The sequence below is a fragment of the Pseudomonas sp. SLBN-26 genome, from assembly GCF_006715895.1.
GTDB classification, from domain to species: Bacteria; Pseudomonadota; Gammaproteobacteria; order Pseudomonadales; family Pseudomonadaceae; genus Metapseudomonas; species Metapseudomonas otitidis.
In genome coordinates, this window is record NZ_VFOB01000001.1 from 3,276,146 (window position 1) to 3,296,780 (window position 20,635).

19 protein-coding genes are annotated in these 20,635 nt (G+C 66.4%); 5 read left to right on the plus strand and 14 right to left on the minus strand.

The genetic code is table 11. The features are described 5' to 3' along the window. Window positions 1-9: 9 nt before the first annotated feature. Together ribF and murJ are read right to left on the minus strand one after the other, a co-directional pair. Window positions 10-948 carry a bifunctional riboflavin kinase/FAD synthetase gene (ribF, locus tag FBY21_RS15030; protein ID WP_044410386.1) on the minus strand — a complete coding sequence of 313 codons (939 nt, stop codon included), beginning with the start codon at window positions 946-948 and terminating at the stop codon, window positions 10-12. A gap of 105 nt (window positions 949-1,053) precedes the next feature. Further along, window positions 1,054-2,592 (minus strand): murein biosynthesis integral membrane protein MurJ, encoded by a 1,539-nt coding sequence (murJ, locus tag FBY21_RS15035; protein WP_142012051.1) that lies wholly within the window; start codon window positions 2,590-2,592, stop codon window positions 1,054-1,056. A 233-nt stretch (window positions 2,593-2,825) separates the two neighbouring features. Between murJ and rpsT the strand changes: the two genes are divergently transcribed. Continuing rightward, window positions 2,826-3,101, plus strand: coding sequence for a 30S ribosomal protein S20 (gene rpsT / locus FBY21_RS15040; protein ID WP_028629627.1), 276 nt, complete (start codon window positions 2,826-2,828; stop codon window positions 3,099-3,101). 115 nt (window positions 3,102-3,216) lie between these two features. Here the strand turns inward: rpsT and FBY21_RS15045 are convergent, their stop codons facing one another. The 5 genes from FBY21_RS15045 to rplU all read right to left on the minus strand — a co-directional run bounded on the left by FBY21_RS15045 (window position 3,217) and on the right by rplU (window position 6,847). After that, window positions 3,217-3,681 (minus strand): CreA family protein, encoded by a 465-nt coding sequence (locus FBY21_RS15045; RefSeq protein ID WP_044410397.1) that lies wholly within the window; start codon window positions 3,679-3,681, stop codon window positions 3,217-3,219. Window positions 3,682-3,693: 12 nt separating this feature from the next. After that, window positions 3,694-4,812: a glutamate 5-kinase gene (gene proB / locus FBY21_RS15050; protein ID WP_044410399.1), complete on the minus strand. Its 1,119-nt coding sequence runs from the start codon at window positions 4,810-4,812 to the stop codon at window positions 3,694-3,696. Between the two features lie 83 nt (window positions 4,813-4,895). Then, window positions 4,896-6,116, minus strand: coding sequence for an Obg family GTPase CgtA (gene cgtA / locus FBY21_RS15055; RefSeq protein ID WP_142012054.1), 1,221 nt, complete (start codon window positions 6,114-6,116; stop codon window positions 4,896-4,898). A 137-nt stretch (window positions 6,117-6,253) separates the two neighbouring features. After that, window positions 6,254-6,511, minus strand: a complete 258-nt coding sequence (rpmA, locus tag FBY21_RS15060; protein WP_044410405.1) for a 50S ribosomal protein L27 — start codon at window positions 6,509-6,511, stop codon at window positions 6,254-6,256. A gap of 24 nt (window positions 6,512-6,535) precedes the next feature. Then, window positions 6,536-6,847 carry a 50S ribosomal protein L21 gene (gene rplU, locus FBY21_RS15065; protein ID WP_044410409.1) on the minus strand — a complete coding sequence of 104 codons (312 nt, stop codon included), beginning with the start codon at window positions 6,845-6,847 and terminating at the stop codon, window positions 6,536-6,538. Between the two features lie 244 nt (window positions 6,848-7,091). Here rplU and FBY21_RS15070 point away from each other — a divergent pair, with 244 nt between their 5' ends. Together FBY21_RS15070 and FBY21_RS15075 are read left to right on the plus strand one after the other, a co-directional pair. Next, the gene (locus FBY21_RS15070) at window positions 7,092-8,060 is read left to right on the plus strand and encodes a polyprenyl synthetase family protein (protein ID WP_074972986.1); all 969 of its coding nucleotides are present in this window, start codon (window positions 7,092-7,094) and stop codon (window positions 8,058-8,060) included. Window positions 8,061-8,207: 147 nt separating this feature from the next. Continuing rightward, window positions 8,208-8,456 carry a hypothetical protein gene (locus FBY21_RS15075; protein ID WP_044410414.1) on the plus strand — a complete coding sequence of 83 codons (249 nt, stop codon included), beginning with the start codon at window positions 8,208-8,210 and terminating at the stop codon, window positions 8,454-8,456. 136 nt (window positions 8,457-8,592) lie between these two features. On the opposite strand, the gene FBY21_RS15080 is transcribed toward FBY21_RS15075, so the two are convergent. The 4 genes from FBY21_RS15080 to FBY21_RS15095 form a co-directional block, all read right to left on the minus strand. Beyond that, window positions 8,593-9,210 carry an FKBP-type peptidyl-prolyl cis-trans isomerase gene (locus FBY21_RS15080; protein ID WP_044410417.1) on the minus strand — a complete coding sequence of 206 codons (618 nt, stop codon included), beginning with the start codon at window positions 9,208-9,210 and terminating at the stop codon, window positions 8,593-8,595. A 122-nt stretch (window positions 9,211-9,332) separates the two neighbouring features. Next, window positions 9,333-9,827 (minus strand): TIGR00645 family protein, encoded by a 495-nt coding sequence (locus FBY21_RS15085; RefSeq protein WP_044410420.1) that lies wholly within the window; start codon window positions 9,825-9,827, stop codon window positions 9,333-9,335. A gap of 181 nt (window positions 9,828-10,008) precedes the next feature. Beyond that, a complete protein-coding gene (locus tag FBY21_RS15090; protein WP_044410422.1) occupies window positions 10,009-10,350 on the minus strand; it encodes a hypothetical protein in 342 nt (113 codons plus the stop codon). Between the two features lie 208 nt (window positions 10,351-10,558). After that, on the minus strand, window positions 10,559-13,072 hold the full coding sequence (locus tag FBY21_RS15095; RefSeq protein ID WP_142012056.1) for a Lon protease family protein: 2,514 nt from the start codon (window positions 13,070-13,072) through the stop codon (window positions 10,559-10,561). 189 nt (window positions 13,073-13,261) lie between these two features. Here FBY21_RS15095 and FBY21_RS15100 point away from each other — a divergent pair, with 189 nt between their 5' ends. Next, window positions 13,262-15,115 carry a DUF4105 domain-containing protein gene (locus FBY21_RS15100; protein ID WP_142012058.1) on the plus strand — a complete coding sequence of 618 codons (1,854 nt, stop codon included), beginning with the start codon at window positions 13,262-13,264 and terminating at the stop codon, window positions 15,113-15,115. Here FBY21_RS15100 and FBY21_RS15105 read toward each other — a convergent pair. The 3 genes from FBY21_RS15105 to rtcR all read right to left on the minus strand — a co-directional run bounded on the left by FBY21_RS15105 (window position 15,109) and on the right by rtcR (window position 18,340). Then, window positions 15,109-16,053 (minus strand): SMI1/KNR4 family protein, encoded by a 945-nt coding sequence (locus FBY21_RS15105; RefSeq protein WP_142012060.1) that lies wholly within the window; start codon window positions 16,051-16,053, stop codon window positions 15,109-15,111. The two genes, FBY21_RS15100 and FBY21_RS15105, sit on opposite strands and share 7 nt — an antisense overlap. Continuing rightward, window positions 16,050-16,631 (minus strand): NADAR family protein, encoded by a 582-nt coding sequence (locus FBY21_RS15110; RefSeq protein ID WP_142012062.1) that lies wholly within the window; start codon window positions 16,629-16,631, stop codon window positions 16,050-16,052. Before FBY21_RS15110 ends, FBY21_RS15105 begins: the two co-directional genes overlap by 4 nt. Before the next feature lie 107 nt (window positions 16,632-16,738). Next, window positions 16,739-18,340: an RNA repair transcriptional activator RtcR gene (gene rtcR / locus FBY21_RS15115; protein WP_142012064.1), complete on the minus strand. Its 1,602-nt coding sequence runs from the start codon at window positions 18,338-18,340 to the stop codon at window positions 16,739-16,741. Window positions 18,341-18,605: 265 nt separating this feature from the next. On the opposite strand from rtcR, the gene FBY21_RS15120 reads away from it, so the two are divergent. Beyond that, the gene (locus FBY21_RS15120) at window positions 18,606-20,156 is read left to right on the plus strand and encodes a TROVE domain-containing protein (protein ID WP_142012066.1); all 1,551 of its coding nucleotides are present in this window, start codon (window positions 18,606-18,608) and stop codon (window positions 20,154-20,156) included. Window positions 20,157-20,635: the final 479 nt, after the last annotated feature.

The following is a 20,635-nucleotide window of genomic DNA, read 5'->3' on the forward strand; positions in this document are numbered from 1 at the left end:
CCAGGCTCATCATTGAAGGTGGGCGCCCTGCCAGTAGGCACGGGCTGCGGCGACGTCCGCGTCGATCGCCGACTTGAGGGCCTCCAGGGAGGCGAATCGCTGCTCTTCGCGCAGCTTGCGGTGGAAGGTGACGCTGATACGCCGGTCGTAGAGGTTCGCGGCGAAATCCAGCAGGTGCACTTCCAGGTGAGCGTTGCCATCCCCTTTCACGGTGGGGCGCACGCCGATGTTGGCGACACCGGGCCGGCGCTGGCCATCCAGCTCCACGCTGACCAGGAAGACCCCGGAGAGCGGTACGCGGCGTCGCTTGAGTTGCACGTTGGCAGTCGGCGTGCCGAGCTGCCGGGCCAGCTTCTGGCCATGCAGGACACGGCCGGTGATGCTGAAGGGCCGCCCGAGCAGGTGCTCGGCCAGCGGGAAGTCGGCGGCGGCCAGGGCCTCGCGGACACGGGTGCTGCTGACCCGCATGCCATCCAGTTCGACGGTGGCGGCGGCTTCGACGGTGAAGCCCTCGGCCTCCCCGGCGGCCTGGAGGAAGGCGAAATCACCGGCGCGATCACAGCCGAAGCGGAAGTCGTCACCGATCTCCAGGTGATGCACGCCCAGCCCTTCCACCAGCACCGCATGGACGAACTCGGCAGCGGACAGCTCGCGCAAGCGCCGGTTGAACGCCAGGCACAGGACGAAATCCACGCCCTCGCCGGCCAGCAGCTCGAGCTTGTCGCGCAGGCGCGTCAGGCGGACGGGGGCGGTATCGGGGCCGAAGAACTCGCGGGGCTGGGGCTCGAAGATCACCACGCAGCTGGGTACGCCCAGCTCGGCCGCGCGTTCGCGCAGGCGCTTGAGAATGGCCTGGTGACCCCGGTGGACGCCGTCGAAATTGCCGATGGTGGCAACGCAGCCCCCGGATCGGGGCCGCAGGTTATGAAGACCTCGGACCAGCTGCATAGCACACGTCTTGTTCACAAAGTGGCCGATTATACGCACAGCCGCGCCATCACAACAGGCACGTCTGACGTGTCGCAAAGCCGCTCTCCGGAGGGCACGGGCCCGCTATCGGACAGCCCGTCGGGCGAAGTGGCGGAGGCGGAAACCCAGCGCTGCCAGGGTGGCGAAATAACTGCCCGCCCCGGCGACCACCAGCAGCATCAGCCGCGCCAGACGCTCGGGCATGCCACCGCTGTCCCAGGCCGGCAGCCAGGCAGCGCCCAGCACCAGGACCGCCCCCATCACCGCAACCGCTACCAGCAGCTTGAGCAGGAACACACCCCAGCCCGGCTGGGGCAGGAAAAGACGCTGCCGGCGCAATTGCCAGAACAGCAACGCTGCATTGAGGCAGGCCGCCAGCCCGATGGCCAGGGCCAGGCCGGCATGCTGCAAGGGCCCGATCAGCACCAGGTTGAGCAACTGGGTCACCACCAGGGTCAGCAGGGCGATACGTACCGGGGTGCGGATGTTCTGCCGGGCATAGAAGCCGGGCGCCAGGACCTTCACCAGGATGATCCCGAGCAGACCGACGGCGTAGGCGATCAGCGCGCGCTGGGTCATCAGCGCGTCATGGGCGGTGAACTTGCCGTACTGGAACAGCGACACCGTCAGCGGCTCGGCGAGCAGCGCCAACGCCAGGGCGCAGGGCAGCACCAGCAGGAAGCACAGGCGCAGCCCCCAATCCAGCAGCTCGGAGTAGGCCGTGCGGTCGTCATTGGCGTAGGTCTTGGCCAGCGACGGCAGCAGGATGGTGCCGAGCGCCACGCCAAGCACGCCGGAGGGCAGCTCCATCAGGCGGTCGGCGTAGTACATCCAGGACACCGAGCCGGCTACCAGGAAGGACGCGAAGATGGTGTTGATGATCAGCGAGATCTGGCTCACCGAGACCCCGAAGATGGCCGGCCCCATCTGCTTCAGCACCCGCCAGACGCCGGTATCGCGCAGGTTCAGGCGCGGCAGCACGAGCATGCCGATGCGCTTGAGCGCCGGCAGCTGGAACAGCAACTGGGCCAGCCCGCCCGCCAGGGTCGCCCAGGCCAGCGCCATCACCGGCGGATGGAAATAAGGCGTGAGGAACACCGCAAAGACGATCATCGCCACGTTCAGCAGCGTCGGCACGAAGGCCGGCACCGCAAAGCGGTTCCAGGTGTTCAGCACCGCGCCCGCCAGTGACGACAGCGAGATCAGGAAGATATAGGGAAAGGTGACCCGCAACAGGTCGGTGGTCAGCTCGAACTTCTCCTGGGTGTCGGTGAAGCCGGGAGCGGTGGCATAGATCACCCAGGGCGCCGCAAGAATGCCCAGCGCCGTGACCAGCGCCAGCGCCAGGGTCAGCAACCCGGCCACGTAGGCGATGAAGGTTCGGGTCGCCTCCTCGCCCTGCTGGCTCTTGTACTCCGCCAGGATCGGGACGAAGGCCTGGGAGAACGCCCCCTCGGCGAAGATCCGCCGCAGCAGGTTGGGCAGCTTGAAGGCGACGAAGAAGGCATCCGTGGCCATGCCGGCACCGAAGGCACGCGCCACGATGGTGTCGCGAACGAAGCCCAGTACCCGCGACAGCATGGTGATGGAGCTGACGGCGGCCAGCGACTTGAGCAGATTCATGACGTAAAAGCTTGCATCCCAGGAGGCCGAAGGAAAGAATGCGCGACCGCAGAAGCCGACGCCCGGGCAGCCCCGGAGCGCGCGAGTGTAGAGCTGCGCAGCGAAGAAATCACGCTGCACGCTCGTCGCCCGCCACGGCAAGGGCACTCAACCGCCCTTGACATCGCCACAGTGCATCGGCATGATTCGCGGCCTTATTTGTTCGTATCCCCCAGTTTCCGAGGAGCTTGACGGTGGCCAATACACCTTCTGCCAAAAAACGCGCGAAACAGGCTGAGAAGCGTCGTAGCCATAACGCCAGCCTGCGCTCCATGGTCCGTACCTACATCAAAAACGTAGTCAAGGCGCTCGACGCCAAGGACCTGCCCAAGGCCCAAGCAGCCTACACCGCTGCTGTACCGGTCATCGACCGCATGGCCGACAAAGGCATCATCCACAAGAACAAGGCCGCTCGTCACAAGAGCCGCCTGAACGCGCACATCAAGGCGCTGGGCCAGGCTGCTGCCTAAGCCCGTTCTTGTACGAAAAACCGGCCTGATGGCCGGTTTTTTATTGCCCGCGATTTGGCACTGCACATCCGCCAGACAATAAAAAGCCCGGCGAACCGGGCTTTCCATCGTTGACTCAGGGCTTGTTCGGCCAGGGCATGATCGGAATGGCCGTCACCGCATTCTGCGGACTGCCCTCGATGATCCGGTCGCTGTAGACCAGATAGACGAGCGTATTGCGCTTGCGATCGAAGAAGCGCACCACCTGCATGGTCTTGAACACCAGCGAGGTGCGCTCCTTGAACACTTCCTCGCCATCCTTCAGCTCAGCCGTGAAACGCACCGGCCCCACCTGCCGACAGGCAATGGAAGCCTCTGCGCGATCCTCGGCCAGACCCAGGCCACCTTTCACACCACCGGTCTTGGCTCGCGACAGGTAGCAGGTCACCCCTTCCACCTTGGGATCGTCGAACGCCTCGATGACGATCTTGTCATTGGGCCCCAGCCACTTGAACACCGTGGAGACCGAGCCGATCTCCTCGGCCGCCACCAGCAACGGCATCGCGGCCACGGCCGCCAGCAATCCCTTCAGAAGCCTCATGACACCTCCTCGTCAGACCAGGACCAGGTTGTCCCGATGCACCAGTTCGGGCTCACCGACATAGCCCAGCAGCTTCTCCACCATCTCGGACGACTGCCCAATGATCTTCTGCGCTTCCAGAGCGCTGTAGTTCACCAGGCCACGCGCCACCTCGCCCCCCTCGGGGTCGACACAGACCACCATCTCACCCCGACGGAAGCTGCCCTGCACCGCCTTCACACCCACCGGCAGCAGGCTCTTGTGATCGGCACGCAGCGCCTTCACCGCCCCCGCATCCAGCACCAGGGTGCCGCGGGTCTGCAGGTGGCCGGCCAGCCACTGCTTGCGGGCGGCCAGCATGCCGCGCTCGGGCGCCAGGAGCGTACCCAGGCGTTCGCCGCTCTTCAGGCGATCCAGCACGCGCTCGATACGGCCACCAACGATGATCGTGTGCGCCCCGGAGCGCGCCGCCAGGCGTGCTGCACGCAGCTTGGTCTGCATGCCACCGCGCCCCAGCGCACCACCGGTGCCACCCGCCACGGCGTCCAGCGCCGGATCATCGGCACGCGCTTCGAAAATCAGCTGGGCATCGGGGTTGTGGCGCGGATCGGCATCGAACATGCCATCGCGGTCGGTGAGGATGACCAGCAGGTCCGCCTCCACCAGGTTGGCCACCAGGGCCGCCAGGGTGTCGTTGTCACCGAAGCGGATCTCATCGGTGACAACCGTGTCGTTCTCGTTGATGACGGGAATCACGCCCAGGTCGACCAGCGCACGCAGGGTGCTGCGCGCATTGAGGTAGCGCTTGCGGTCGGAAAGGTCGTCGTGAGTCAGGAGGATCTGGGCGGTACCACGACCGTGCTCGGCAAAACTGGATTCCCAGGCCTGCACCAGCCCCATCTGCCCGACGGCAGCCGCAGCCTGCAGCTCGTGCATGGCCTTCGGGCGGGTGTTCCAGCCCAACCGGCTCATACCCGCCGCCACCGCACCGGACGACACCAGCACCAGTTCGACGCCCGCATTGCGCAGCGCCACCATCTGCTCCACCCACACCGCCATGGCATCGCGATCGAGGCCACGTCCATCAGCGGTCAGCAAAGCACTGCCGATCTTCACCACCCAGCGCTGCGCGCCAGTCACCTTGTCCCGCATATCTTCCAACCTTAGCTAGAAAGCCGTGCGGCCCATGGCGCACAGCCTATGGCGATCATCCGGTGCGCCCGAAGGCGCGGTCATCAGGGAACGTAGAAGATCTCCGGCCCGTCGCCGTCGTCCTCGTCATCAAAGAAATCATCGTCGTCGCCAGCCTCGTCGGCACTCTTCAGACCGGCACGGCGCAGCGCACGGCGATCATCCAGGGCCTGCAGGCGAGCACGCGCTTCGTCCTCGATGCGCTGATCCAGCTCGGCGAGCGACTCGGCGTAGGTCGGATCCTCTTCCATGCGCAGGGTCCGCTCGTCGAGGTAACGCATGATCTCCTGGGAAAGTGCCTCGGTCCCCTCGCGCTCCAGGGCGGAGATGACGAATACAGGCCCTTCCCAACCGAGGCGCTGGATCACCTCTTTCATGCGCGCTTCGCGCTCTTCATCCAGCAGCTGGTCGGCCTTGTTCAGCACCAGCCAGCGATCACGCTCGGTCAGCGCCGGACTGAAGCGCCCCAGCTCCTCGACGATGGTCGCAGCCGCCTCGGCCGGATCGCTCTCGTCCAGCGGCGCCATGTCGACGATGTGCAGCAGCAGGCGCGTACGCGCCAGGTGCTTGAGGAAGCGAATCCCCAGGCCAGCCCCCTCGGCAGCGCCCTCGATCAACCCGGGGATGTCGGCCACGACGAAGCTCTTGAAGCGCCCGACGCTGACCACACCCAGGTTCGGCACCAGGGTGGTGAAGGGGTAATCCGCCACTTTCGGCTTGGCGGCCGACACCGCACGGATGAACGTGCTCTTGCCCGCATTCGGCAGCCCCAACAGACCGACGTCAGCCAGCACCTTCAGCTCCAGCTTGAGGTCGCGGGACTCGCCCGGCTTGCCCTTGGTGGTCTGGCGCGGCGCGCGGTTGGTACTGGACTTGAAGCGGGTATTCCCCAACCCGTGCCAACCACCCTGGGCCACCAGCAGGCGCTGACCGGGCACGGTCAGGTCACCGATGATTTCCTGGGTACCGGCATCGATCACCGTGGTGCCGACCGGCACCGGCAGGACAAGGTCTTCACCCTTGCGGCCGGTGCAGTCCTTGCTGCCGCCGTTCTCGCCACGCTGGGCATCGAAACGACGGGTATAGCGGTAATCCACCAGGGTGTTGAGGTTCGGATCGGCTTCCATGTACACGGAACCGCCGTCGCCACCATCACCACCGTTGGGGCCGCCTTTCTCAATGAATTTTTCGCGACGGAAACTCATCAGGCCATTGCCGCCGTCGCCTGCTTTTACAAAGATCGAAACTTCATCGACGAATTTCATCAGGAAGCCTCCCGCCACGGTGGCGGGCCAATTAAAAAGGAACACAAGGATACAGGGAGCCGGCGCTACGCGCAGTTTCCGCTGTCAGAAACAAAAAAGCCCCGTCGCGAGACAGGGCTTTTGCAGCGAGATCGCGATTAGGCCGCGACGACGCTCACGTACTTGCGACCGAAGGCGCCTTTGACCTCGAACTTCACAACGCCGTCCACTTTCGCGAACAGGGTGTGGTCCTTGCCCAGGCCAACGCCGACGCCGGCGTGGAACTTGGTGCCGCGCTGACGAACGATGATGTTGCCGGCCTTGATGACCTGGCCGCCGTACAGTTTCACGCCAAGGCGTTTACTTTCTGAGTCGCGACCGTTGCGGGTAGAACCGCCAGCTTTTTTGTGTGCCATGAGTCAAATCCTCCAAAAAGGAAATTAGGCCTGGATGCCGGTGATCTTGATTTCAGTGAACCACTGGCGGTGGCCCTGACGCTTCATGTGGTGCTTACGACGACGGAACTTGATGATGCGAACCTTGTCGTGACGGCCTTGAGAGACCACTTCGGCAACCACTTTGGCGCCATCGACAACCGGAGCGCCGATTTTCACGTCGTCGCCATTGCCGATCAGCAGAACGCGATCGAAAGTCACGGATTCGCCAGTGGCGACTTCCAGCTTCTCGATCTTCAGGAATTCACCTTCAGCGACTTTGTACTGCTTGCCGCCGGTAACGATAACTGCGTACATGGATTTTCTCCGTTAAACCTGCTCACCCGACGCTTTATAGAAAGAGGAATGGGTCGGCATGGCTGCATGGGGCCGGAACTGGAACCCGTGCAATTGCGTAAGGCAGGGAAATGCCCAAGGAAGTTCAGGGGCCGCGATTGTACGCAAGCCGCAAAAGCCGCGCAAGCACCGGCGGGGCTTGCCTTGACAGCCCCCTACCCGCCCCCTAGCATGCCGCGCATTCTCAAAGGAGCACCCCTCGCTGATGCAACCCCAGGCCTTCTACCGCGTGGTGGCGGACGATTTTACCGCAGTCGACGACATCATCCGTCGGCAACTCACCTCCCGCGTACCCCTGGTCGAGAAAATCGGCGACTACATCGTCTCCGCCGGCGGCAAGCGCCTGCGCCCGCTGCTGGTCCTGCTCAGCGGCAATGCCCTCGGGTTCGGCGGCGACCAGCTGCGCCTGCTGGCCGCCACCATCGAATTCCTGCACACCTCCACCCTGCTGCACGACGACGTCGTCGATGCATCGGGCCTGCGTCGCGGCCGCTCCACCGCCAATGCCCTGTGGGGCAACGCGCCGAGCGTGCTGGTGGGCGACTTCCTCTACGCACGCTCCTTCGAAATGATGGTCGAGCTGGGCTCCATGCCGGTGATGCGCATCATTTCCCAGGCCACCCGTGTCATCGCCGAAGGTGAAGTGCTGCAGCTGTCGAAGATCCGCGACGCCAGCACCACCGAAGAGACCTATATGGAAGTCATCCGCGGCAAGACCGCGATGCTCTTCGAGGCCTCCACCCACAGTGCCGCCGTACTCGCCGGCGCCAGCGAAGCCCAGGCCGAAGCCCTGCGGACCTTCGGTGACTACCTGGGCATCGCCTTCCAACTGGTGGACGACCTGCTCGATTACCGTGGCGACGCCGCCACCCTCGGCAAGAACGTCGGTGACGACCTCGCCGAAGGCAAGCCGACCCTGCCGCTGATCGTCACCATGCGTGACGGCAGCCCCGAGCAGGCCGCACTGGTCCGCAAGGCCATCCAGCAAGGCGGCAGCCAGGACCTGGAAGGCATCCGTGAAGCCGTGGAAGCCGCCGGCGCCCTCGACTACACCGCCCGCCTTGCCCGCGACTATGCCGAGCGCGCCATCGCCTGCCTGGACGCCCTGCCGCCCAGCGAGCACCGCGACGCCATGATCGAGCTGACGCAGTTCGCCGTCGCCCGCACACACTGAGCCAAAAGGCTCACCGGGAAGCCCGCCTCACATGGCGGGCTTTTTCATGTCCGCAGGAAACGGCTGGCGACGAAAGGCACCGATAGACCCTTGCTATTTTGATAATAGGAATTATTCTCATCTCACAGCTTTTCAAGGAGATGAGCCATGACCTACCTGATCGATGCCTGGCTGGATCGCCCCCACCCCTACCTGCGCATCCTCCACCGTGAAACCGGGGAAATCTGCGCCGTGCTGGAAGAAGAAGCCCTCGACGAACTGCGTGACCAGGGCGACCTCGACCTCGCCGGGCTGAACTCCAGCGAGCCGCTGGTGCTCAAGGAACTGGTGCGCAACCTCTTCCTGTTCTGCTACGCGCGGGCCTTGAGGCCGCAACAGGACGCCCACCTGGCATGACGGAGATCCGGGTGGTGCAGGACGCGCCACCCGCAAGCGGGCGCCCCGGGGCACCCGTCTGCAAACGGGGCCGACAAGGCCCCGCAGGTGCCCGGGCGGGCCAGGACGGCCAGCCCGGGCATCGCTCTTTGCGGGATCAGAGGATCGCCAGCAGCTCCACGTCGAACACCAGCACGCTGTGGGGCGGGATGCTGCCCACACCCTGCGCGCCATAGGCCAGCTCGCTGGGCACGTGCAGGCGCCACTTGCTGCCGGCATTCATCAGTTGCAGGGCCTCGACCCAGCCCGGGATCACGCCACCCACCGGGAACTCGGCCGGCTCGCCACGGTTGTAGGAGCTGTCGAACACGGTGCCGTCGATCAGCGTGCCGTGGTAGTGGGTGCGCACGGTGTCCTCGGCCGACGGCTTGGCGCCCTCACCTGCCACCAGCACCTCGAACTGCAGGCCGGACGGCAGCACGGTCACGCCTTCGCGCTTGGCGTTCTCTGCCAGGTAGGCGCGGCCTTCGCCAGCCGCCGCTTCAGCCTTGGCCTGGGCCTGGGCCTGCATGCGCTCGCGGATGACCCGGAACGCCGCGTTCAGGTCAGCCGCGTCGACACGGCTTTCCTGGCCGGCAAAGGCGTCGCGCAGGCCGGCGACCACCGCATCGATGCTCACGCCGGGCGGAGGGTTGTCACGGATCTGGTCACCCAGCTGGCGGCCAATGCCGTAGCTGACGCGGGATTCATCACTGGAAAGATCGAGTTCGGACATGGCCGGGCTCCGCACAGGGAAAAAAGGTCGGCCAGACTAGCACAGCCCCCCGCACCGCCCTACCCCGGAAACGAAACCGCCCGCCGGCCTGGAAGGCGGGCGGGCGGCCGTTGCAGCAAGGTTCAGTGGCTGCTCTTGCTCATCTTGTCCAGGTAGCCCATGGCGAACGCCGAGACCACGAAGGTCATGTGCACCACCACGTACCAGAGGATCTTGTCGTTATCGATGTTCTGCGCATCCATGAAGACCCGCAGCAGGTGGATGGACGAGATCGCCACGATGGACGCCGCCACCTTCATCTTCAGCGAACCGGAGTCCATCTTGCCCAGCCAGCTGAGCTTCTCCTTGTTCTCGTCGATGTCCAGTTGCGACACGAAGTTCTCGTAGCCGGAGAACATCACCATCACCAGCAGGCCGCCCACCAGGGACATGTCGATCAGCGAGAGCAGCACCAGGATCAGCTCACCCTCGGTCTTCTCGAAGACGTGGGGAATGACGTGGTAGATCTCCTGGAAGAACTTCAGCGCCAGCGCCAGCAGCGCCAGGGACAGGCCGAAGTAGATGGGCGCCAGCAGCCAGCGCGCCGCGTACATCGAGTTTTCCAAAAAGCGTTCCATGGAGCCTCGCAGCAGGGGTGGAAATGGCGGCGAGTATAGCGAGCACTTTCCTACAGAAAAACAGAATGAAACGCCCGGAAATATCCCCGAAAGCTGTGGATAACCCTGTGCATGAGCACTGCAAGGATCGCTGCCGCCGCCTGCGCCTGCGGCGTTGCAACGGATGCTCGAAAAACCGCCATCAACTGTCCGGGCGTGACAGGCAATTCCCCAGCGTGCGCCCTCGCGTCTGGTTCAGGCGACGCAGCTCCGCCTGCTGGTGCAAGCGCCAGGTCATGGGTTCCTCGCAGGGGCAGTAGCCCAGCTCGCCCAGGCAATCCGCGATGCTCGCCATCACCGACTCGGCGACGAAAGGCCCATGAAACGGGCCCTGGGCGCGAATGGCGGACGGTTGGGTGCCAGAAATGCCGGCCGCACAGATGAGGGTCCACAGACCGTTGTCACCGGCCAGCGGCAGGATCACGCATTCGATACGGGTGACCAGCCCCAGGCATTGACGGGTAAGGCAGAGGGTGCGGGACATGACGACATTCCTCGCGTGGACCTGGCGCCCAGCCTACACCCCGAAAACCTGGGAAAGCGAGGAATTCTTATCCACGCCTTCTGTGGATAACCCTGTGGAATGAATGTCGGCAAAACCGCCGAAGCGCCGCCCCGCCTGTGCTGCGGGGCCTTGCTCGAAGCCTGACCAGCCGCGCCCTCCCTGGCACGGCGTCAAACCGTCTGTCAGATCATTCCGACGCCTTGCCAGCGTCGGCCGCAGGTGCCTTCCGGGTGGGTGCCTTGCGCTTCGGCTTGGCGGGCTCCGGCGCCTTCTCGGCAGCGACGGCAGCAGCAACAGCCTCCGCGTCCTTGGCGGGGGCCTTCTCCTCTTCCTCCATGCCCATCTCGGCGATCTCCCGCAGGCGGGCCACCACGCGTGCATTGATGCTGCCCGCCGGGAAGCGGCCCTTCTCGTCCGGCGCGCCGGCCGGCTCGCCCACCAGCAGGCTCAGGGCCTCGTCGGCCTGGCGCACGGCGTAGACATGGAACTGGCCCTTGCGCACGGCCTGCACCACCCGCTCGTCGAGCATCAGGTTGGTGACGTTGGCGTGGGGAATGATCACCCCCTGCTCACCCGTCAGCCCCCGGGCCTCGCACAGGCGGAAGAAGCCTTCGATCTTCTCGTTCACCCCGCCCACGGCCTGCACCTCGCCGAACTGGTTGATCGAACCGGTGATGGCGAAGCACTGCTTAAGCGGCGTGCGCGACAGCGCCGAGATCAGCGTGCAGGCCTCGCCCAGGGAGGCGCTGTCGCCGTCCACATAGCCGTAGGACTGCTCCAGCGCGATGCTCGCGGAAATCTCCAGGGGAAACTCCTGGGCATAGCGGCTGCCCAGGTAGCCGGTGAGGATCATCACCCCCTTGGAGTGGATCGGCTGGCCCAGGTTGACCTCGCGCTCGATGTCGACGATGCCCGAACCACCCGGGTAGACGGTGGCGGAGATCCGTGCCGGCACGCCGAACGCCGAGTCCCCCACCTCCAGCACGGTGAGGCCGTTGCACTTGCCCACGGCCGCGCCCTCGGTGTCGATCAGGATGGTGCCGGCCAGCATGTCGTCGAGGATGCGCGCCGACACCCGGCCGGTGCGCGTGGCCTTGGCCTTCAGCGCCCGCTCCACGTGTTCGGCGTTGGTCACCGGCTCACCGGCCAGCTGACGCAGGAAGTCCGCCTCGCTGTGCAGCTGGAACAGGTCGCCGATCTTCGCCGACAGCCGCCGCTGGTTCTCCGCCAGGCGCACGCTGTAGGTCGCCAGGCGCGCAACGGCATCCGCACCGAGCGGCGCCATGCCTTCCTCGGTGGTGCGGGTCTTCAGTAACTGGGCGAACTGTTCCAGGGTCTCCTCGTTGAAGTCGATCTCTTCATCGAAGTCCACCAGCACCCGGAACATCTCCTGGAAGTCCGGGTCCAGGTCCTGCAGCGTGTAATACAACTGGCGCGACCCGATGATCACCACCTTCACCTGCAGCGGAATCACCTGGGGCGTCAGGGTCACGGTGGCCAGGCGGCCCAGCTCGGCCAGCGGCGACTCCATCTTCAGCTGGCGCGAATGCAGCGCGCGCTTCAGCGCATCCCAGACGAAGGGCTCGCTGAGCATCTTCTCCGCCTCCAGCACCAGGAACCCGCCGTTGGCGCGGTGCAGTGCACCCGGGCGCAGCTGGCGATAGCTGGTGTAGAGCGCGCCCTGGTCGGTGCCGTACTCGATGCGGCCGAACAGGTTGTCGTAGGTCGGGTGCGGCTCGAACACCACCGGCGCCCCGCTGCCATCGGGGTGCCCCACCACCAGGCTGGGGCAGTACTGCTCCTCCAGCATCTCGCGGCGCTGCACGTCCGGCTTGTCGTCCAGCAACTGGTCGACCACGGTCTTCAGCAGGTTCACCTGCATCGCCTGCAGATAAGCCACCACACCGGCGTTCTCCGCGTACTTCTCCGAGAGCGGCGCCAAGAGCGGCTGCAGCGCCTGGGTGATGGTCTCCTCGTTGAGCTGGCGCAGCTGGTTGCTCGACTCGCGCTTCCATTGCGGCAGGCTGGCCAGTTCCTCGTTGAGGCGCTCCTCCAGCAGCGCGATGTCATCGTGGAAGCGCTCGCGCTCGGCTTCCGGCAACTGGGCGAAGTCCGCCTCGTCCAGCGCCTTGCCGTCCTTCATCGGGGTGAAGGCGATGTTCGATGCATCGCGGTACAGCGCCACGTCCTTCTCCAGGGCCAGGCGCTCGATCACGTCCAGCGCGCGGTCGTAGCGCTGGTTGAAGCCGCGGTCGATGGCGCTCTTCTTCTGCTGGAAGGTGGGCGTCTCGAACACCGCCGGGAAGGTGGCCAGCAGGTTATCCACAAGCTGGCCGATGTCGGCGATGAAGGCGTTCGCCTCGCCCGGCGGCAGGCGCAGCGCACGGGGCTCGCGGGGCTCGTCGAAATGGTTGACGTAGACCCAGTCCTCCGGGGTCGCCAGGCGCTTGCCCTCGGCCTTGAGGTAGCGCTGCACGAAGGAGAAGCGGCCGGTGCCCGGCTCGCCCATGACATAGACGTTGTAGCCGGCGCGGGGCATCGCCACGCCGAATTGCAGGGCCTCCACCGCGCGCTCCTGGCCGAGCACACCACGGAAGGGCTCGAGGTCGTCGGTGGTGGTGAAGGAGAACTGGCCGGCGTCGAAGCAGCGGGTGAGCGCCTCAGGAGCCAGGCGGAGGGAAGCAGCGAATGGAGCGGGCATCGGGAATCCTTGTGGGCGACGCGGGAGATGGCCGCATTCTGGCGCTCGCCGGAAGCGCGTGGCAAGGCGTTCCGCGTGTGGCGGCGAGCCCCGTCACGGCTTGCGAAAATCCCTCGCCTGACCTTGCTTGACACCCGCCCCGCCCTTCCCGAAAGCTCGCCCCCTTCCCCAGGCAAAGCGAGCCGCCCGTTGAAACGGATCCTCCTTCTCCCGCTGCTGCTCACCTGCAATGCCCTGCTGGCCGCCACGCCCATCCCCGTGGAGACACTGCAGCGCCTGGCCAACGACCCCTACTGGATCGCCCTCGGCCACTACGAACGCGGCAAGCTCGGCGGCTGGCGCAGCTACGTCGACGACGGGCGCTTCTTCCTCTCGCCTGACGGCGCACACAGCCCGGAAGCGGAACTCGGCGTCACCGTCCAGGCGCTGTACCAGGACCCGGCCCTCGGCGACCGCCACCCCCAGTGCGCCTACCCCGCCCGCACCCGCTGGCTGCGCGAACAGCTGGACCTGCGCGACCTGCCCACACCGGCGTGCAGCGAATACCGCCAGTGGTTCCAGGACATCAACCCCCACAGCACCGTGCTGGTGTTCCCGGCGGCCTACCTCAACAGCCCCTCCTCGATGTTCGGCCACACCCTGCTGCGCATCGACCAGAGCGATGTGGACGAGAACAACACCGCCCTGCTCAGCTACGCGCTCAACTTCGGTGCCTTCATCGAAGGCGCCGACAACAGCATCCTCTACGCCTGGAAGGGCCTGATGGGCGGCTACCCCGGGCTCTTCGCCCTGGTCCCCTACCGCGACAAGCTCAAGGAATACAGCCGCCTGGAGAACCGCGACCTGTGGGAGTACCGGCTCAACCTCAGCCCCGAGGAGACCGGGCGCATGGTCGAGCACGTCTGGGAACTGAAGCAGGTGCGCTTCGACTACTTCTTCTTCGACGAGAACTGCTCCTACCGCCTGCTGGAGCTGCTGGAGATCGCCCGCCCCGGCACCGAGCTGACCGAGCAGTTCCCCCTCACCGCCATCCCCACCGACACCGTGCGCGCGGTGAAGAACGCCGGGCTGGTGGACCGCATCGACTTCCGCCCCTCCCGCGAGCGGGAACTGGCCGCCCGTGCCGAACCGCTGGAGCCCGTGGAACAGCAGTGGGCCCTGCGCCTGGCCGACGACGCCTCGCTGCTGCAGGCCCCCGAGTTCCAGGCCCTGCCGGCCCCGCGCCGGGCACTGGTGCAGGATGCCGCCTTCCGCCTGGACCGCTACCGCAGCGCCGGCGAAGAGCGCGACAAGGACCGCGCACGGCGTGGCTTCCAGCTGCTGCAGGCGATCAACCGCAACCCGCCGCCCGCCCTCGACGTGGAACGCCCGGCACTGCCCGAGGACGGCCACGACTCGCGCACCTGGCAACTGGGCCTGGGCAGCCGCGAAGACCGCGCCTACGCCGAGTACGGCCTGCGCATGGCCTACCACGACCTGCAGGACAACCTGGCGGGCTTCCCCCTCGGAGCCCAGATCGAAATCCTCCAGCTCAAGCTGCGCCAGTACGAGGAAAACCACTGGCAACTGCAGCAGCTGGACTTCGCCACCATCCGCTCGCTGACACCCCGCACCGCCCTGCTGCAGCCCTGGTCCTGGCAGGTCGCCGGCGGCCTGGAGCGGGTGCCCGGCAAGGACGGCGACGAAACCCTGGTGAGCCACCTCAACGGCGGCGCCGGGGCCACCTGGCAACTGGGGGACGACGCGCTCTACTACGCACTGGCCACGGCCCGCGTCGAACATAACCCGGACTTCGCCGCCTTCGTCGCCGGCGCGGGCGGCTTCGACACCGGCCTGCTCTGGCACAACCGCCTCGGCACCCTCAGCCTGGAAGCCGCCGGGGACTACTTCCACAACGGCGAAGTGCGCCGCCGGCTGTCACTGGCCCAGCAGTGGGAACTGAGCCAGCAACTGGGCCTGCGCCTGTCGGCAGAGCGCTCGTTCAGCCACCTCGCCGGGGACGACAACCAGGTGATGCTGCAACTGCGCTGGTACCACTACTGAGCGTCCTCGCGCTGGCGCTCCGCGATGCCGCGCGCGGCGAACCAGGCCTGGGCCGCGTCCTGCTTGAGCAGGCGGGCGTATACCGGCCCGTTCACCCCGCCGCGGATCAGTTGGCCAAGCTCAACACCTGACGCCTCCAGCCGCTCCAGCAGCGCCGTGTCGTCGGCCTCCACCGCCCGCTCCAGGGCCAGGCGCTGCAGGTCGGGTCGTGCAGCGATGGAGCCAGCGTCCAGTGCCGCCTGCCAATCCAGCACCAGGGCGCCCAGGCAGGCCTTCACCCGCTCGGCCAGGGCCTGGTCGGCAGCATCGCCTTCCTCCAGCGGGATCAGCGCCTCCAGCAGCTCCAGGCCGGAACCGTCGGCATCCTCCGCCAGCGGGTCGCGCTCGTAGGCCAGCTGGGCGAACAGCCCCTCCAGGTCATCGGCCACCCGGGCGAAGGCGTCCTCGTGCAGGCGCATCGCCCAGGCCGGCGGCAAGCCCTGGCTCCAGGCGTAGACGCGGCCGAAGTAATCCCCGGGCTCGACGCAGACATACAGCCGCTCCAGGTACTCGAAGCCGCCGATGGGCAGGAAGTCCAGCCGCCCGTCCCACTCGCGGCCCTCCTCCTCGGCGATCTGCCGGGCCCACTCCTGCTCGTGCTCCAGCCAGCCCCAGAGGTCGTTGTAGCCATCGCTGCCGGGGTAGAACAGCTCCCGCAGCGAATAGGGATGGATGTGGCCCTGGTAATCCACCCGCAGGTCGTAATCCAGCACGCCGCCATAGGCGACGCGCCACAACCGTACCAGGACCGGCGGCAGCGGGCGGCCGACGCGGCGCTCCACCTCGGCCAACTGCTCGTCGGTGACGGGCGGCTGCGCCTGGTGGATCAGCCGCCCGCCGAACAGCGCCAGGCCATGCCGGGCCAGGCGCTGGAGGTCTTCCGCGCTGAAGGCGTTCATTCGCACACCTCCTGCATCGGCTGCGCCACCGCCAGGCACTCGCGCACCGCCATCAACGCAAAGCCCAGCAGGTTGAGCCCACGCCAGGTGGCCGGGGTACGGGCCGCCGCATCCGCCTCGGCCAGGCCGATGCCCCACACCGGGTCCACCGGGCTGGCTTCCACCAGCACCCGACCGGCCGTGGCCAGCAGCACCCGGCGCAGCTCGGCGTTCTGCTCGAACTTGGCCTGGTTGCCTGCCACCACCAGGTCGAAGCGGGCGACCAGCCAACGGGCCTCATCGAACCCGCGCACCTCCCGCCCGACGGCCTTGGCATCGGCCGGCGTGCGCGCCGCGAGCACGGCCTTCAGTGCACGTTCATCGCCGAACAGGCGTGCCTTGCCGGCCATCATCCAGTGCTCCGCCGTGGCATAGCGGACGCCCTCCAGCACGAAGGGCGACTTGAACCACTGGCTGAAGCAGGCCTTGCCCAACGGCGCGCCCGGTGCCGAGGTGTGGCCCCAGAAGTAGAGGTAATCGAAGGTGTCTCCGGCGGCGCTGCGCTCGCGCAACTGCTCGACGGACAGGGGAAGGCTCATGGGCGGTCCTTGCATGGCGGGTGAAAAAGGCCGACAGGATAGCCGAGCACGCCGGTACCGGCTGTGCCCGGATCGGCACGCTCACCGTGAGCCCGCGCCTTCGAGTCCTACCGCGCCAGGTCCTTCCACTCCAGGCCGAACTTGCCCAGGTACTTGCGCAACCGGTCCGCGTCATTGGGTTGCGCCTTGGCCTGGCGCGACACGTCGTAGAGCAGCCGCCCGGCCTCGGACAGGCTGCTCGCCTCGCGGCACACCGCCACCACCGCCGCCAGTTGCAGGCGGTCGAAGCGGTCCAGCTCGGTCAGGCGCTCGCCCAGCAGCGCCGCCAGCCCGTCATCCGGGCCAGACTCGTTGCCCCAGGCACGGCGCAGCCGGTCGATCTCCTCCTGCACCAGCGCCTCGTCGATGCGGCCGCTGTCGGCCAGGGTCGCCATGCGCGTGATGGACGCCGACAGCTCGCGGAAGTTGCCGCTCCAGCGCGCTTCGGCGGAACAGGCGAACGCCAGGTAGCAACGCCGCGCCTCCAGGTTGAAGCGCACCAGGCGCCCCTGGTCGCGGGCGTGGCGCTCAAGCTCGAAGTCGATATTCGGCTCGATGTCCTCGCGGCGCCCCGCCAGGCCCGGCAGCTCGAAGGTCCAGAGGTTGATGCGGGCGAACAGGTCCTCGCGGAACAGCCCCTCGGCCACTCGCGTGCGCAGGTCGCGGTGGGTGCCGGCGATCAGCAGGAAGTCGCTCTCCACCTCGCGGTCGGCGCCCATGGGGAAGAAGCGCTTCTCCTCGATGGCCTTGAGCAGCATGGCCTGCTCGTCCAGGCCCAGCTCGCCGATCTCGTCGAGGAACAGCATGCCGCCGTCCGCCGCCCGCAGCAGGCCGTCACGGGCGCTCTGCGCGCCGGTGAAGGCGCCCTTGAGGTGACCGAACAGCGCCGACATGGCACCGTCGCCGCGCAGGGTGGCGCAGTTCACCTCGACGAAGCGCCCCGCCACCTGGTGCCTGGCCCGCTTGAGTTCGTACACCCGCCGCGCCAGGAAGGACTTGCCCGCACCGGTGGGGCCGATCAGCAGCATCGGCGCCCGCGAACGCACTGCCACCCGCTCGATCTGCTCGATGCTGCGGTTGAACGCCGGGTTGCGCGTGGCGATGCCCGACTTCAGCAGCTCCAGCCCTTCCAGCTGTTCGCGCTGGAAGCGCGAGGCGATGCGGTCATAGCGGGACAGGTCGAGGTCGATCAGCGAATGGGTGCCGATGGCGTGGCGATCCTCCTCACGGCGCCGGCCCGGCGAGGTCTGCACCAGCCGCGCCGGCAGATAGCGTGCCTCGGTGAGCAGGAACCAGCAGATCTGCGCCACGTGGGTGCCGGTGGTGATGTGCACCAGGTAGTCCTCGTGCTCGGTATCGAAGCGGTAGGCACTGACGAAGTCATGCAGCGCGCCATACACCTCCTCGAAGTCCCAGGGGTTGCGCAGCGGCATCTCGTGCAGGCGCACTTCGGTCTGCGGCGACACCTGCTCCACGTCGCCCTTGATGCGCTGGGACAGGCCCAGGTCGCGGGCATCGCTGCCGTGGATCAGTTCCAGCCGGTCCACCAGCAGGTCCGGCTGCTGGCACAGGCCCACAGTGGGGCGCCATTTGTTCCAGCGGTCGGCGCCCTTGCCCATGCGGTCCAGGGTCGCGCCAACGAAGCCGATGGCAACGGTCTTGCGGCTCATGTTCATTCCTCCGCCACGGCACTTGCCGCTGGCGACTCGAAGACGATTGAAAGAGCGGCAGTTTATCTAAAAAGATAAATTCGTATATCCAGGAATAGGAAAATCATGCAGCAGTCGGCTTGAGATTCTGTACCCGAAAATCTCGAATAAAAATAAAACCCTTAAATATCAATTACTTGAAAAATATTCTCGGCACGAAAAACGAAGTTGGCACGCGCCTCGCTATATCCCTGTCAACGAAAGGACAACAGAGCGAGACGCCACGATGGCCAACACCGCCTTCTTCAACACCCAGGCAGCCAGCCTGCCGCAGGTGGATACGTACAACCGCAGCAAGGCCGGTGCCTACGCCCTGCAACCGAAGCACAAGCTGGCCCAGCTGGCGATGACCGGTTGCCTGAACCAGACCTTCTACGCCGACGCCCCCGAGCAACTGGCCGAGGTGCTGGCCCTGGTGGCCCAGCTGGACGCGGCCTTCGTGGCCAAGACCGCCGTGTACGCCCGCCGTGCCGGCCACATGAAGGACATGCCGGCTCTGCTGGTGGCCGCCCTGGCGGCGCAACGCTCCTCCCTGCTGCCGGCGGTTTTCGGCCAGGTGGTGGACAACGGCAAGATGCTGCGCAACGTCGTGCAGATCCTGCGCAGCGGCGTGACCGGTCGCAAATCGCTCGGTACGCAGCCCAAGCGCCTGGTGCAGGCGTGGCTGAACAGCGCCAGCGAGCGCCAGCTGCTGCAGGCCGCGATCGGCAACCAGCCGTCCCTGGCGGACGTGCTGAAGATGGTCCACCCGAAACCGAGCGAAGCCTGGCGCGAAGCCTTCTTCGCCTGGGTACTCGGCAAGCCGGCGGATGCCGACGCGCTGCCGCCGCTGACCCGCGCCCTGCTGGCCTTCCGCAGCGGCGCCAGCGACGAGCTGCCGGACGTGCCCTTCCAGTTGCTGGGCGACCGTCAGCTGAGCGCCGCGCAATGGCTGGAACAGGCACAGCGCATGGGCTGGCAGGCCCTGCGGATGAACCTCAACACCCTGGCGCGCCACGGTGTGTTCCAGTTGCCCGGCGCGGCCTACACGGTTGCCGCGCGGCTGGCGGACCGGGAAGCGGTGGCCAAGTCACGGGTCTACCCGTACCAGTTGCTGACCGCCTACACGATGGCCGGCAGCGACGTACCGGGACCGGTGCGCGAGGCGCTGCAGGACGCCCTGGAACTGTCGCTGGCCAACGTGCCGGCACTGGCAGGCAACGTGGTGGTGTGCCCGGACGTGTCCGGCTCCATGCAGAGCCCGGCCACCGGCTACCGCCAGGGCGCCACCAGCACGGTGCGCTGCATCGACGTGGCGGCCCTGATGGCGGCGGCGGTGCTGCGCAAGCAGCCGGCGGCGCGGGTGATGCCGTTCGAGAACCAGGTGGTGGACGTGCGCCTCAACCCGCGTGACAGCGTGATGAGCAACGCGCAGAAGCTGGCCTCGATCGGCGGTGGTGGCACCAACTGTTCGGCACCGCTGGCGCAGTTGGTGAAGGAGAAGGCCAAGGTGGACACGCTGATCCTGGTTTCGGACAACGAATCCTGGATCGACGCCAAGCGGCGCGGCGCCACCGAAACCATGCTCCAGTGGCAGCAACTGAAGCGGCTGAACCCGAAGGCGAAGATGGTCTGCATCGACATCCAGCCCTACGGCACCACCCAGGCGCAGGAGCAGCAGGACATCCTCAACGTCGGCGGTTTCGGCGATGCGGTATTCGATGTGATCGCCCAGTTCGCCAGTGGCGAATACGGTGCGCGGCACTGGGTCGAGCTGATCGAGGCGACCGAGCTGTAGCGATACGGAGTAATCAAGGGCCCCGCAATGGGGCGGGGCCCGCAATGCGTTGAAGCGCGAGACGGCGAATGCAGCCGGGACTCCATCACCGATGTCCCTGCACACTCTTGTCACCGTAACGCGCGGCACGAATGCAGGTGGCTGTACATCGGTTGAGCCGGTTCGATTCCGGCCCGCGGCAACGCGGAACAGTCACCTTCCCTTGTCGTGCCACCTTGAGTTTTGCGACGAATGCCGGTGGAACTACACCCTCCAACGGTCGAGATGCGGGTTCGAATCCCGTCGGCTCCAATACTGCGGGGCCGTAGTTCAACGGTAGAACACGAAAACGTTTCACCACCTTTTGTCGTCGCACCTGTTTCACAACGGCCCGCAAGGGCGCCTCAAAAACGTAGGCGAGGCCGCCAGCGCAAGGCAAAAACAGGCGAAAAAGCGCAGTTTACGCAGTGTAAATGAGCATTTTGATCGGACTCGCGCAC